Source organism: Frigoribacterium faeni (genome assembly GCF_007988805.1).
Taxonomy (GTDB): domain Bacteria; phylum Actinomycetota; class Actinomycetes; order Actinomycetales; family Microbacteriaceae; genus Frigoribacterium; species Frigoribacterium faeni.
In genome coordinates, this window is the sequence record NZ_BJUV01000050.1 from 1 (window position 1) to 12,405 (window position 12,405).

The window sequence follows — 12,405 nt, forward strand, 5'->3', positions numbered from 1 at the left end:
AGACGCCACCGAGCACGCACCGCGGACACCGCAGAGCAGAGCACGCCACGATCGCGGACCCGCTGGCCTGATCCGCTCCCGCACCCTGAACCGACCAGACCGGCGGACCGTCCCCGATCCCCTGTGCGATCCCTCTGACCGCAGTCTAGGTCGGCCCCGCACGAACGTGCAGCCCCCGCAAGGGGGGACCGCCGTCACCGCCTCGCCCGACCGCCGTCACCCCTCGCCCGACCGCAGTCACCCCTCGCCCCGATCGCGACCGGCCCTGCGTCGGCCCTCCGCCGGCACCCCCGAGGAGGCGCGGCTACGGTCGGGCGGGAGTCTCCGCCTCGAGCACCCGCTCGACGCTCCGCTTCGTCTCGGCGATCTGCGCGACGTCGACCTGGGCCAGCAGCTCGCCGTAGTCGTGCGGCACCGTGAGCTGTCGCTTCCACTCGGCCTGGTAGAGCGCCTCGAGGTAGCCGGACGACTCGCGGCACGCGGCGTCGGCCGTCGCCAGCGCGATCTCGTCACCGGTGATCGGGGTCGACGGGTCGTCGGAGCCGAACTCCGCCGCCATCGCGAGGGTCGGCATCCCCGCCGGCGACTCCGGCAGGGTGCTCTCCAGGGCCCCGGTCTCGAACGGACCCGAGTCGAACACGTCGGCGTCGACCAGGCACGCGCGCCACTCGTCGGCCGTGTCGAGCACCGAGTCGTCACGGCGGGCCTCGGCGAAGGCCGCGTCGCTCAACCGGATCGCCACCGACGACGTGAGGTCGTCGCGCGCGAGCTCGGGGTTCGCCGCCAGCACCTCGTCGCCGCACCGCATGCGGTCGTCGAACACCGGATCGGCGTAGACCCGCGTCGAGTAGGCCCGCCACGCGGTCGCCCCCGGGTCGTCGGTGGCCGCCACGTGGTAGCCCCGCGCCTCGGCGTCGGCGAGGTCGAACGCGCGCACCGGCTGGGACTCCAGCGCGTTCGTCGCGGCGTCGACGTCACGCCAGGGCACCGCGACGTCGTCGAAACCGGCCGCCCGCAGGCACGGTGCGATCAGCAGCTCCTGGGCGTAGGTCAGCCGGGTCGTGCTCGGTCCGATGAACTGGTCGAGCGGCATGACCCAGTCGGCGCGGTCCTGCTCGGGGAGCTCGGGAAGCGAGTACGCCGCGGTGGCGGGGATGCCGACCGCGATCACGCCGACGACGATCGCACCGACCCCGGTAGCGGTGATCCGCTTGGCGAGTCGTTCGCGTCGACTCATCCGCGCCCCCGGTCGGAGCCCGACACCAGCCCGTTCTCGTAGGCGAAGACGACGATCTGCACGCGGTTGCGCATCCCGAGCTTCTGCAGCACCGACCGGACGTGGCTCTTCACGGTGGCCTCACTGAGGTAGGCCTCGGTCGCGATCTCGGTGTTGCTGAGGCCCCGGGCGACGAGGGTGAACATCTCACGCTCCCGCGGCGACAGCGGTTGGAGGGGGTCAACGCGGGGCGGGGCGGTCGGCGGCACGGCGAACTCGTGCACGACGTCGAGGGCGGCCGCAGCCGTCGGCACCGGGTCTCCGTGGTAGGCCGCCCGGATGGTCGTGATGACGTCGTCGGGCGTCGCGTCCTTGGTGAGGAACGCGTACGCGCCGGCCTTCAGCGCGCCGAAGACCGCCTCGTCGCGCTGGATCGTCGTCAACGCCACGACCCGCGGCAGGTCGTCGGGCGAGACCCCGTCGAGGATCCGCGCCGTCGCCTCGAGACCGTTCATCACCGGCATCCGGAGGTCCATCAGCACGACGTCCGGCGACTCGCGCTCGACCAGGGCGAGCGCCTCGCGCCCGTCGACGGCGGTGCCGACGCAGGCCAGGTCGGGCTGCGCCTCGATCAGCATCCGCAGACCCGAGGCGAACAGCGGCTGGTCGTCGACGACCGCGACCCGGATGGCGGTCGTCGTCTCGGGGAGGTCAGGCATGGGTGTCTCTCTCGTGTCGAGCGGTCGGTGCGGTCGGAGCGGTCGATGCGGGTGCCGCCGGAGGCGCGGTGCCCGTGGCCGGAGCCCCCGCCGGAGGCGCGGTGCCCGTGCCCGGAGCCCCCGCCGGAGGCGCGGTGCCGGCTGGCGGGACGACCGCCGCCCCCGCGCCCGGCATCCCGCCGAGCAGCGTGCGCGGGTAGTTGCCGGTGGAGGCTCCGGAGGTGCGGGCCGAGTCGGGCCGCCGCCGGGTCGGCACGAAGACGGTCACCTCGAACCCCGAGCCGTCGCTCGACGGCTGGGCGGTCAACCAGCCGCCGGCCAGTCGCGCCCGTTCGGTCATGCCGCGGACGCCGGCGCCGTGGTCGACGCCGGTCCGCTCGGCGACCAGCGGCGCGCCCCGGCCCCGCGAGGTGACGAGCAGCGAGAGCCCCGGCTCCCGCCAGTCCATCGTGACGACGACCTTGCTCGTCGTGCCGGCGTGCTTGAGGGCGTTCGTCAGGCTCTCCTGCACGATGCGGTAGACCGCGAGCTGCTGCGAGGGCGCCAGCTCGCCGGCCACGCCGTGCTCGGCGACGGTGATGTCCATGCCGACCTCGCGCATCGCCGAGACGAGCCCGTCGATGTCGGCGAGGGTCTCGCGGGGCGCCGTGACGTCGTCGTCCTGGGTGATCCGCTCGACGAGGCGGCGCACGTCGAGCAGGGCGGTGCGACCGACCTCGGCGATGTTCTCGAGCGACTCGGCGGTGACCTCGGGGCGGGTGTGCTGCAGCGCGATGGCGCCCTGGGCTTGCGAGACCACGACGGCCAGCGAGTGCGCGAGGGCGTCGTGCACGTCGCGCGAGATGCGGGCGCGCTCCTGTGCGATGCGCAGCTCGAAGTCGGTCGCCTCGAACCGGGTCTCGGTCGCCTCGAGCGTCTGCCGGATGACCACCACGCGTCGGATGCTGGCGAAGGCGACGCCGATGGCCCACGCCCCGGCGAACACCCCGAACAGCGCCGCGGTCAGCAGCGAGAACTCGAGGCGCAGGCCGCCGGCCGCGCCCGAGCCGACCCAGCTGCTCCACACGTAGGGGCGGGTGATGGTCGGCACGGCGAGCAGCCACGCGCCGAGCGCGGCGGTGCCCGCCGCGATCACGAGGGCGGCCAGACGCAGCCAGGGCGAGGGCCGGACGGCGACGAAGAACATCACGAGGGCGATCGCGACGTAGGCGCCCCAGGTGTCCTCGCGCGGCGGCTCGACGATGCCGAAGAGCTGCAGCACCGGGACGACCACCACCAGCACCAGCGATGTCGTCGGCATCCAGTACGCGAGGCCGATCGCGATGGCGAACAGGCCGAAGACGACGGCGTTGTCGGCGACGCCGCCGTTGCCCCAGGTGGTCGCCACCCAGAACGCGAAGTAGACGACCGCGGCGACGGGTGCGGCGATGTGCCGCCCCCACCGCCGTACGTTCGTCATGCCCGTCACGTTAGGCGAGAGACGGGCCGCACCGCGCCTCCTCGGCTGGTTTTTCATCCCGGCGACGCAGGGGCCGGGGCTGGGGAGGGGAGGTCCCCTGACGGACGACGAGGGCGCACCCGCCTCGGCGGATGCGCCCTCGTCGTCAGGCGGGATCGCGGATCAGAATCCGGTCAGCAGGCCCTGGGTCTTGGTGGTCGCGGCGGCGTAGCGGGCCGCGACGTTGTCCCAGTTCACGATGTTCCAGAAGGCCTTGACGTAGTCCGCGCGGACGTTCTGGTAGTCGAGGTAGTAGGCGTGCTCCCAGACGTCGAGCATCAGCAGCGGGACGAGGCCGAACGGCACGTTGCCCTGCTGGTCGAAGAGCTGGAAGACGCTGAGCTTCTCGCCGAGCACGTCGTACGCGAGCACCGACCAGCCGGAGCCCTGCACACCGAGAGCGGTGGCGGTGAAGTGGGCCTTGAACTTCTCGAGGTCGCCGAACTCGGAGCCGATCGCCTCGAGCAGGTCGCCCGTGGGCTCGCCCGTCTCGGGGGTCAGGTTCGTCCAGAAGATCGAGTGGTTGACGTGGCCGCCGAGGTTGAAGGCCAGGTCCTTCTCGAGCTTGTTGACGTTCGCCAGGTTGCCGGTCTCGCGGGCCTCGGCGAGGGCGGCGTTGGCCGTGTTCGCGCCGGTCACGTAGGTGTTGTGGTGCTTGGAGTGGTGCAGCTCCATGATCGTCGCGCTGATGTGCGGCGCGAGCGCTGCGTAGTCGTAGGGCAGATCGGGCAGGGTGTACTCAGCCATGTGGGGTCCTTTCGAGTTGACCTTCGACCACCGTACGACCTGTACCCATGTCGGGGTCAACGTTCTCCCAGCGTGGTCGCAGAGTCCGTGTCGCGTCCACGGCGTGCCCGTGGCACGCCCCTCGCCCTCGTCGTACGCGCGCGTCGTCGATCGAGTGGTCGGAAGATGCTCTTCGTGGCGCGGCGACGAGCATCGTCCGACCACTCGATCCCCGAGCGCCCGCGAGGGACGATGCGCGCGAGGATGCGTAGGCTGAGGAGCCCGAACGACGCGGACGACGAGTGACCAGGAGGCGCACCATGGCCGGATTCACCGGACTCGGCAGGCGGCGCGCAGCCGACCCGCGCCTCCCACCCGGGCAGTACCTCGAGAACGGGTTCCCGGTGCTCTCCGCCGGCCCCACCCCGAACATCAAGCGCTGGGAGCTGCAGATCGCGACCGAGCACGCGCAGCGCTCGCTGAGCTGGGCGGACTTCCAGGCGCTGCCGCACGAGGACATCGAGACCGACATCCACTGCGTCACGAGCTGGACCAAGCTCGGCACGCACTGGCGAGGCGTCTCGATCGACACCCTCTTCGACGGCCTCGACACCTCGCACGAGTTCGCCATGGCCACCAGTCATGGTGGTTACACGACCAACCTGCCGCTGTCCGAGCTGCGGGGCGGCAAGGCGTGGGTGGTCGACACCTACGAGGGCGCGCCGCTGCACGCCGAGCACGGTGGGCCCGCGCGGCTCTTCGTGCCCGGCCTCTACTTCTGGAAGAGCGCGAAGTGGCTGCAGGGCATCCAGACCATGGCGTCCGACCGGCGCGGCTTCTGGGAGAGCATGGGCTACCACCCGCACGGAGACCCCTGGAAGGAAGAGCGCTACGCGTGACCCCGGCCGCTGACCCCTTCGACTGGCTGCCGGGCACCGTCGTCGCCGTCTCGTCGCAGACCGCGCGGGCCCGATCGCTGACGATCGCGGTGCCGGGCCTGCGGGAGGCTCGGGCCGGCCAGCACGTCGACCTGCGGCTCACCGCCGACGACGGCTACACCGCGGTGCGCTCGTACTCGCTGTCCGACGTCCGCGGCTCGCGTGCGGCCCACGGAGGCCGGGACCTCGATAGCGCAGGAGGCGCGGGTCGCGTCGGCGAGGATGGCTCGGTTCGCGTGAGCGCAGGAGGCGCGGGTCGCGTCGGCGAGGATGGCTCGGTTCGCGTGAGCGCGGGAGGCGCGGGTCGCGTCGGCGACGCCGGGATCCCGAGCATCGAGGTCACCGTCGAGCGGATGGTCGACGGCGAGGTCTCGCCGTACCTCGTCGAGGACGCCGAGCCCGGCGACCCGATCGAGGTGCGCGGTCCGATCGGCGGCTGGTTCGTCTGGCCGCCGACCGAGTTCGAGCCCGACTCCGCCGTGCACGCCGTGCTGCCGGAGCCTCCGGGGGCGACCCCGCTGCGGGCGGCGCCGGTGCAGCTGATCGGCGGCGGGTCGGGTGTCGCTCCGCTCATGGCGATGGTGCGTGCTCGGGGCCGGGATGCGCCTCCGTTCCGTCTGCTCGCGTCGGTGCGCGACCCGCGTTCGCGCTGGTTCGCGGGGGAGCTCGACGAGGCCGTACGCGCCTCCTCGGGGATGGGCGGCGACTCGGTCGCGGGTGCGGCCACGGGAGGCGACTCCGTCGCGGGTGCGGGCGGCGACTCGGCCGCGGGTGCGGGGGCGGGCGGCCGCTCAGTCGCGGGGGCCGGCGCGGATCTCGACGGCGCTGCCGCGACACGTGCCGGTGCGAGCGACGACGCTGATCCAGGTGCCGGTGGCGCCTTGGGGGCCGAGGCGGCGCTGCGGGTCGACTGGGTCTACAGCCGCGAGGCGCCGGAGGGCGAGGCGCGTCCGGCCGGGAGGCTCACCCGCGACGAGCTCGAGCGGTTCGTGCTGCCGGCGTCGGCGCATCCGCTGGTCTACGTCTGCGGGGCGAACTCGTTCGTCGAGGCGGTGGCGGCGTGGCTCGTCGAGCTCGGGCACGCGCCGACCCGCGTCCGCACCGAGCGCTTCGGCGGCCTGTGACGGCACGCAACACCCCGGAACCCGCACGACACCCCGATCTCTCGGGGTGTAGCGCCGATTCCGGGGTGTCGGGCGCGGCCTAAGCCTCGGGCGCGGTGGTGCGGAACTCGCTGCGCGAGACGTGCTGCTGCCAGAGCAGCTCGGCCAGGGCGGCGGGGTTCTTGCCCTCGCTGTCGGGGTCGATCCCGCCGGGGATGATCAGCTGGCCGACGTGGATCCCCTCGTCCGCCAGGACCTCGTGCAGCAGCTGCGCGTAGACGGTCTCGCCCGCGAAGGCGATGGATGTGCCGGTCAGCTTGGCTCCGGGGGTGACGGCCGAGCCGCCGTTGACGAAGAGGATCGTGCCGCCGCCGTCGGGCAGGAACCGCATGCCGGGCAGCACCTGGTGCACCGCGGCGACGGGTCCGTAGACCGAGAACTCGATCGGACCGACCAGGTCGGCCGCGGTCGTCTCGAGCACGGGGCGCATGAAGTCCTTCTGCGGCAGCGGGCTGTACTGCAGCACCTGGATGGGGCCGAGCTGCTCCGTCGCCTGCTCGAGGGCGGCGGCGAGGCTGGCCGTGTCGCGCACGTCGGCCGTGAAGCCCTGTGCGGTGATGCCCTCGTCGCCGAGCTCGGCGGCCAGCGCGTCGAGCCTGCCCTGATGGCGGGAGATCAGCGCGACGCTGAACCCCTCCTTGCCGAATCGACGGGCCACGGCAGCGCCGAGCCCCTTGCCTGCTCCGATGATCGCGAGTGTCGTCATGAGCCCATGCAACCAAGGAGGCGCGGGTGCGGACTCAGGGACCGGGGGACGCGGGCCGCGTGGTCGCCCGGCACCGCGCCTCCTCGGGGGCGGGCGTGGGGGCTGCGGCTGGGGCGGGGTGCGGGGGCTGGGCCGGGGGCTGGCGGGTGCTGCCGGGCCATGAACCCCGTTCGCGAAGAGGAACCCTGTTCGAGCGGGGTTCGTCGTCGCGGACGGGGTTCATCGGGGGCTGCTGCCCGCGGGGGTGGCGCGGTCGTCCTCGAGGTCCCAGCCAGCGGCGGCGTAGGCGAGGCCGCGGTGGTCGCGGGTGCGCAGCACGCCGCCGACCGTCGCGAGGGCGAGCAGGGCGGCGAGCAGGTAGCCGACCGAACCGTGCGGCAGCACCGCGATCAGCGTCAGCACCGTGAACCCGCCGATACCGAGGGCCCAGCGGATGACGGCGCCTCCGGCTCCGGTCGGCGGGCGGGGGCGGAGGCGGACGATGCGCTCGCCGATCGTCCGGCGTCGCACGAGGATGAGCACGAGCTGCAGCAGTGCGGGCAGCACCCCCAGTGCGACGGGCCGGACCACGTCGTCGACGACCGTGGGCGGCCGGCCCTCGGCCGCGGAGGCGAGCGCCACGACTCCGCCCAGCACGGCGGCGAATGCGAGACCGGCGGTGAGCGTCACGAGCCAGTCGAGCAGCATGCCGAGGAGGCGGCGGCCGGGGCGGACCGGCCGCACCGCGTCAGGATCGTGGCGGCGCTGCCCGAGCACCACGCCCACGAGGACGCCGGCGCCGACGAGGGCGAGGATCGCGGAGAGCAGCGGACCGGGCATGGGTCGACCGTACTGGTCGCGGGTTGTGGGCGGGCGGGTGCGAGTGGGCGGGTGGGCGCGGGTGCGGGTGCGGGTGCGAGTGGCCGGGCAGGCGGGTGCGGGGCGGGGTGCGGGCCGCGGCGCCCGCTCGCCATGAACCCCGTTTGCGACGATGAACCCTGTTTTATCGGGGTTCATCTTCGTAAATGGGGTTCGGCGGGGGTGAGCGGTGTGCGGGGTGCGGCGAGCGCGGCGGGGCGAGGGCGGCGGGGCGAGGGCGGGAGTGGGCGGGTCGGATCGCTCGGAACCTCCGCGTGAGCAATGCACCTCAGCGTGGCGGAGTTCGATGCTCACGCAGGGGTTCGGCGCGGGGTGGGCGGTGCGCGGCGGGAGCGCGGGGTGGTCAGCGGGGCGAGGGGCGGAGGGGTGACGATGCGCGCGAGGGCGCGGGCGGCGTCCAGCCGGACCCTGCGAGCATGGGAGCCGTACCCCGTCGGCCCCTGACCAGGAGCAACTCGTGTCGCCTCGCACCCTCTTCCGTTCGTTCGCCGTCGCCGAGGTGGTGACCTGGTCGCTGCTGATCGCGGGCATGCTGCTGAAGTACGTCGCCCGTGTCGGCGACTGGCCGGTCAGCATCGCCGGGCCGATCCACGGGTTCGTGTTCCTGGCGTACCTGGTCGCGGGCGTCGTCGTCGCGGTCAACCAGCGCTGGTCGGCGGGCGTCACGCTCGCGGCTCTCGCCAGCGCGGTCGTGCCCTACGCGTCGGTGCCGGTGGAGCGCTGGATCGACCGCAGCGGGCGGCTCCGGGGGGACTGGCGCCGCACGGCGACCGACGACCCTCGCGATCGGCGGCCCCTCGACCGGCTGCTGCGCTGGATGCTCGGGCACCTCTGGCTGGCGCTCGGCCTGCTCGTGGTCGGGGTCGTCGTGGTGTTCACCGTGCTGCTGATCGTCGGGCCTCCGGTCGGGGGCTGATCCGCGCCTCCTCGGAGGCTCGTCCGTCGAGCCCCTGGCGCCGCGGCGCATACCCCCCTAGGGTATTTGCATGAGCACCGGTCACGACCACGACGCCGCGCACGCCGACCACCAGGGAGGCGCGGGTCGCGACCCGCACGCCGGTCGCGACCAAGACGCCTACGCCGGGCACGCGGGAGGCGAGGGAGGTGCGGGTCAGGATGCCCACGCCGGTCACGCCGGTCACGCCGGGCACGCGGGAGGGGCTGGTCACGACGCCCACGCCGGGCGCGATGCGCATGCCGGTCAGGACGGGCATGCGGGCCACGCGGGCCACGCCGGCCACGACGCCCATGCGGGCCATGCGGGCCATGCGGGCCATGCCGGCCACGCCGGCCACGGCGACCACGCCGCGCAGTTCCGCGACAAGTTCTGGGTGAGCCTCGTGGTGGCGATCCCGGTGGTCGTCTTCAGCTCGATGTTCGCGGGGCTGCTCGGCTACGACGTGCCCGACTTCCCCGGTGCGACCTGGATCTCGCCGGTGCTCGGCACGTTCCTGTTCTTCTGGGGCGGCTGGCCGTTCCTCAGCGGCGGCGTCGCCGAGGCCCGCGCCAAGCAGCCCGGCATGATGCTGCTGATCGCGATGGCCATCACGGTCGCCTTCGTCGCGAGCTGGGCGACGCAGCTCGGCCTCGGCGGTCTCGACCTCGACTTCTGGTGGGAGCTCGCCCTCCTCGTGGTCATCATGCTGCTCGGGCACTGGATCGAGATGCGCGCGCTCGGCGCCGCCTCCGGTGCGCTCGACGCGCTCGCCGCCCTGCTGCCGGACACCGCCGACCGGGTCACGAGCTCGTCGGCCGCGACCGCGTCCAGCACCGCGTCCCCCGCCCGCACCGCGACCGATACCGCAGCCGCGTCCGGCGTCAGCACCCCGGCCGGCTCCGCCACCGGCTCCACAGCCCCCACCGCCCCGGCCCCGACCGGCGACACCGAGCCCGTCCCCGTGGCCGACCTCGTCGTCGGCGACGTGGTGCTCGTCCGCTCGGGCGCCCGCGTGCCGGCCGACGGCACGATCGTCGACGGCTCCGCCGCGATGGACGAGTCGATGATCACCGGCGAGTCGCGCACCGTCTCTCGCAGCAGCGGCGACCGCGTCGTCGCCGGCACGGTCGCGACCGACGGCACGCTCCGGGTGCGCGTCGAGGCCGTCGGGGACGAGACGGCCCTCGCCGGGATCCAGCGCCTGGTCGCCGAGGCGCAGGCCTCGTCGTCGCGGGCCCAGGCGCTCGCCGACCGGGCCGCGGCCCTGCTCTTCTGGTTCGCCGCCGGGGCCGGCGTCATCACCTTCGTCGTCTGGCTGCTGATCGGCGACGTCGATCAGGCCATCACCCGCACGGTCACCGTGCTCGTCATCGCCTGCCCGCACGCCCTGGGCCTCGCGATCCCGCTGGTGATCGCGATCTCGACCGAGCGGGCGGCGAAGGCCGGCGTGCTCGTCAAGGACCGCCTCGCCCTCGAGCGCATGCGACTGGTCGACACCGTGCTGTTCGACAAGACGGGCACCCTCACCAAGGGCGAGCCCGCGGTGACCGACGTGACGACCGCCTCCTCGGGGAGCCGCGCCTCCTCGGGGCCCCTGTCCCGGGAGCAGGCGCTCCGCCTGGCCGGAGCCGTCGAGCGCGACAGCGAGCACCCTCTGGCCCGCGCGATCGTCCGCGCAGCCGCTGCGGACCGAGCCGGAGCCGAGGAGGCGCGGGTCGAGATCTCCGACTTCCGCACCCTGACCGGTCGCGGCGTCGAGGGCACGGTCGACGGGGCGCGCGTCGCGGTCGGCGGCCCCGGTCTGCTGCGCGACGGCGCCCACGAGGTGCCCGACGAGATCGCCGACGCCACCCGGTCGTGGTCCGCCGACGGCGCCACCGTGCTCTACCTGCTGCGCGACGGAGTCGTCGAGGCCGCGTTCGCCCTGCGCGACGAGGTGCGACCCGAGTCGGCCGAGGCGGTGCGTCGGCTGCACGACGCCGGGGTGCGCGTCGCGATGATCACGGGCGACGCCCGTCCGGTGGCCGAGGCCGTCGGTCGCGAGCTGGGGATCGACGAGGTGTTCGCCGAGGTCCGGCCCGACCAGAAGGACGGCCGGGTGGCCGAGCTGCAGGTGCGGGGCCGGCGGGTCGCGATGGTCGGCGACGGCGTCAACGACGCTCCGGCCCTGGCGCGCGCCGACGTCGGCATCGCGATCGGCGCCGGCACCGACGTCGCGGTCGAGTCGGCCGGTGTCATCCTCGCGTCGAACGACCCGCGGGCCGTGCTGTCGGTCATCTCGCTGTCGCGGGTGGGATATCGCAAGATGATCCAGAACCTCGTCTGGGGCGCCGGCTACAACGTGCTGTCGGTGCCGCTCGCGGCGGGCGTGCTCGCCGGAGTCGGGTTCGTCCTGTCGCCGGCGGCCGGCGCCGTGCTGATGAGCCTGTCGACCGTGATCGTCGCACTGAACGCCCAGCTGCTGCGGCGTTGGAAGCCGGCCGTCTGACCGAGGTGGTCGGGAGCGCGTCACGCTCAGCACCTGGCAACCGGCTGATTCTTTCAGTTGCTAAGAGAAATCTGCGGGAGGCGCGACTACCGTCCACGACATGAGTTCCGCCACCGACACCAGCAGCACCCGCCCACCCGCGACCTCGGCGGACGTGGTCCGACAGGTCGTCGTGCTCGTCAGCGCCGTGCTCGCGGTCGTGCTCGCGGCCGTCGGGTCGGGGGCGTTCGGCGGGACCTCCGTCGCTGACGCCGCCGGGGGAGCGCTCAGCGCCACCGCCACGACGGTGGCGCCCGCGACGACGGCGTTCAGCATCTGGAGCGTCATCTACCTCGGCCTGATCGCCTACGCCGTCTACCAGGCCCTGCCCGCCCAGCGCGCGACCACCCGGCACCGGCGCCTCGGCTACTGGGTCGCCGCCTCCATGCTGCTCAACGCCGGTTGGCTCTTCGCGGCCGTGCAGCTCGGCAGCGTGTGGCTCGCCGCCGCGGTGATCGTCGTGCTGGTGCTCGTGCTGGCGCGCATCTTCGTGATCTGCTTCCACACCGCCTCGGGCGGCTGGGTCGACGCGATCGTCACCGACGGCACGCTCGGCCTCTACCTCGGCTGGGTCAGCGTCGCGACGGTCGCGAACATCGCCGCCGCGCTGGTCGACTCGGGGTTCGACGGCTTCGACTTCACGGCCGGGTTCTGGTCGGCCGTCGTGCTCGGCTTCGCCGCCCTGGTCGGCGTGGCCCTGGCGTTCGCGGGACGCGGGCGGATCGCCCCGGCGCTCTCGCTGTCGTGGGGTCTGGCCTGGATCGCGGTCGGCCGGCTGACCGGCGAGCCCGAGAACGCCGTGGCCGGGGTGGCGGCGATCGTCGCCTCCGCCGTCGTGCTCGTGGTGACGATCGCGGTGCGCGCCGCCCGGGGCAGGGTGAACGCGACGGAGTCGCTCCGCCGCTGAGCCCGCCGTGCACCGGGCGCACCGCACCGAGAGTCGGGCACCGCACCGCGTTTCGTGCGCCGCACCGTGTCTAGTTCGGGTGCGGTGACCGCTTCGCGGTGCGGTGTCCGGTCAGCGGGGCGTCGCCCCGAGGCGGGGCTGGGTGCGGCACCGTGACGCAGCCCGTCCTGCACCCGGCGCAGCGCGCCGAGAGTCGAGCACTGCACCGGG

Annotated in this window: 12 protein-coding genes; 5 read left to right on the top strand and 7 right to left on the bottom strand. The window is 73.6% G+C overall.

Features of this window, described 5'->3' with window-relative positions:
- Positions 1 to 304: 304 nt before the first annotated feature.
- From FFA01_RS14995 to FFA01_RS15010, 4 genes are all read right to left on the bottom strand, one after another.
- Positions 305 to 1,237, bottom strand: coding sequence for a hypothetical protein (locus tag FFA01_RS14995; protein ID WP_146856996.1), 933 nt, complete (start codon positions 1,235 to 1,237; stop codon positions 305 to 307).
- Positions 1,234 to 1,935: a response regulator gene (locus FFA01_RS15000; RefSeq protein WP_146856997.1), complete on the bottom strand. Its 702-nt coding sequence runs from the start codon at positions 1,933 to 1,935 to the stop codon at positions 1,234 to 1,236. Before FFA01_RS15000 ends, FFA01_RS14995 begins: the two co-directional genes overlap by 4 nt.
- Entirely contained in the window at positions 1,928 to 3,394 is a 1,467-nt protein-coding gene (locus tag FFA01_RS15005) for a sensor histidine kinase (RefSeq protein ID WP_146856998.1), read from the bottom strand. Before FFA01_RS15005 ends, FFA01_RS15000 begins: the two co-directional genes overlap by 8 nt.
- Before the next feature lie 162 nt (positions 3,395 to 3,556).
- Positions 3,557 to 4,180, bottom strand: coding sequence for a superoxide dismutase (locus FFA01_RS15010; protein ID WP_146856999.1), 624 nt, complete (start codon positions 4,178 to 4,180; stop codon positions 3,557 to 3,559).
- 299 nt (positions 4,181 to 4,479) lie between these two features.
- Between FFA01_RS15010 and FFA01_RS15015 the strand changes: the two genes are divergently transcribed.
- Both FFA01_RS15015 and FFA01_RS16165 read left to right on the top strand, forming a co-directional pair.
- Positions 4,480 to 5,058, top strand: coding sequence for a molybdopterin-dependent oxidoreductase (locus tag FFA01_RS15015; protein ID WP_146857000.1), 579 nt, complete (start codon positions 4,480 to 4,482; stop codon positions 5,056 to 5,058).
- Positions 5,055 to 6,221, top strand: a complete 1,167-nt coding sequence (locus FFA01_RS16165) for a ferredoxin reductase domain-containing protein (protein WP_182501190.1) — start codon at positions 5,055 to 5,057, stop codon at positions 6,219 to 6,221. The genes FFA01_RS15015 and FFA01_RS16165 overlap by 4 nt, the downstream gene beginning before the upstream one ends.
- Before the next feature lie 79 nt (positions 6,222 to 6,300).
- On the opposite strand, the gene FFA01_RS15030 is transcribed toward FFA01_RS16165, so the two are convergent.
- Complete coding sequence (locus FFA01_RS15030) at positions 6,301 to 6,966, bottom strand: SDR family NAD(P)-dependent oxidoreductase (RefSeq protein ID WP_146857001.1); 666 nt, start codon at positions 6,964 to 6,966, stop codon at positions 6,301 to 6,303.
- A 219-nt stretch (positions 6,967 to 7,185) separates the two neighbouring features.
- Complete coding sequence (locus FFA01_RS15035) at positions 7,186 to 7,785, bottom strand: RDD family protein (protein ID WP_146857002.1); 600 nt, start codon at positions 7,783 to 7,785, stop codon at positions 7,186 to 7,188.
- Between the two features lie 496 nt (positions 7,786 to 8,281).
- Here FFA01_RS15035 and FFA01_RS15040 point away from each other — a divergent pair, with 496 nt between their 5' ends.
- Positions 8,282 to 8,740 carry a DUF3817 domain-containing protein gene (locus FFA01_RS15040; RefSeq protein ID WP_146857003.1) on the top strand — a complete coding sequence of 153 codons (459 nt, stop codon included), beginning with the start codon at positions 8,282 to 8,284 and terminating at the stop codon, positions 8,738 to 8,740.
- Here FFA01_RS15040 and FFA01_RS16360 read toward each other — a convergent pair.
- Positions 8,700 to 9,128 carry a hypothetical protein gene (locus tag FFA01_RS16360; RefSeq protein ID WP_244289892.1) on the bottom strand — a complete coding sequence of 143 codons (429 nt, stop codon included), beginning with the start codon at positions 9,126 to 9,128 and terminating at the stop codon, positions 8,700 to 8,702. The genes FFA01_RS15040 and FFA01_RS16360 overlap by 41 nt on opposite strands.
- Positions 9,129 to 9,155: 27 nt before the next feature.
- On the opposite strand from FFA01_RS16360, the gene FFA01_RS15045 reads away from it, so the two are divergent.
- Together FFA01_RS15045 and FFA01_RS15050 are read left to right on the top strand one after the other, a co-directional pair.
- Positions 9,156 to 11,249 carry a copper-translocating P-type ATPase gene (locus FFA01_RS15045; protein ID WP_244289893.1) on the top strand — a complete coding sequence of 698 codons (2,094 nt, stop codon included), beginning with the start codon at positions 9,156 to 9,158 and terminating at the stop codon, positions 11,247 to 11,249.
- Between the two features lie 100 nt (positions 11,250 to 11,349).
- Entirely contained in the window at positions 11,350 to 12,195 is an 846-nt protein-coding gene (locus FFA01_RS15050; RefSeq protein WP_146857005.1) for a TspO-related membrane protein, read from the top strand.
- Positions 12,196 to 12,405 lie beyond the last annotated feature (210 nt).

Coding starts and splice junctions, on each gene's coding strand:
- FFA01_RS15030 (WP_146857001.1), bottom strand. CDS start 6,966: ATGACGACACTCGCGATCATCGGAGCAGGCAAGGGGCTCGGCGCTGCC.
- FFA01_RS15035 (WP_146857002.1), bottom strand. CDS start 7,785: ATGCCCGGTCCGCTGCTCTCCGCGATCCTCGCCCTCGTCGGCGCCGGC.
- FFA01_RS15000 (WP_146856997.1), bottom strand. CDS start 1,935: ATGCCTGACCTCCCCGAGACGACGACCGCCATCCGGGTCGCGGTCGTC.
- FFA01_RS15015 (WP_146857000.1), top strand. CDS start 4,480: ATGGCCGGATTCACCGGACTCGGCAGGCGGCGCGCAGCCGACCCGCGC.
- FFA01_RS14995 (WP_146856996.1), bottom strand. CDS start 1,237: ATGAGTCGACGCGAACGACTCGCCAAGCGGATCACCGCTACCGGGGTC.
- FFA01_RS15050 (WP_146857005.1), top strand. CDS start 11,350: ATGAGTTCCGCCACCGACACCAGCAGCACCCGCCCACCCGCGACCTCG.
- FFA01_RS15010 (WP_146856999.1), bottom strand. CDS start 4,180: ATGGCTGAGTACACCCTGCCCGATCTGCCCTACGACTACGCAGCGCTC.
- FFA01_RS15005 (WP_146856998.1), bottom strand. CDS start 3,394: ATGACGAACGTACGGCGGTGGGGGCGGCACATCGCCGCACCCGTCGCC.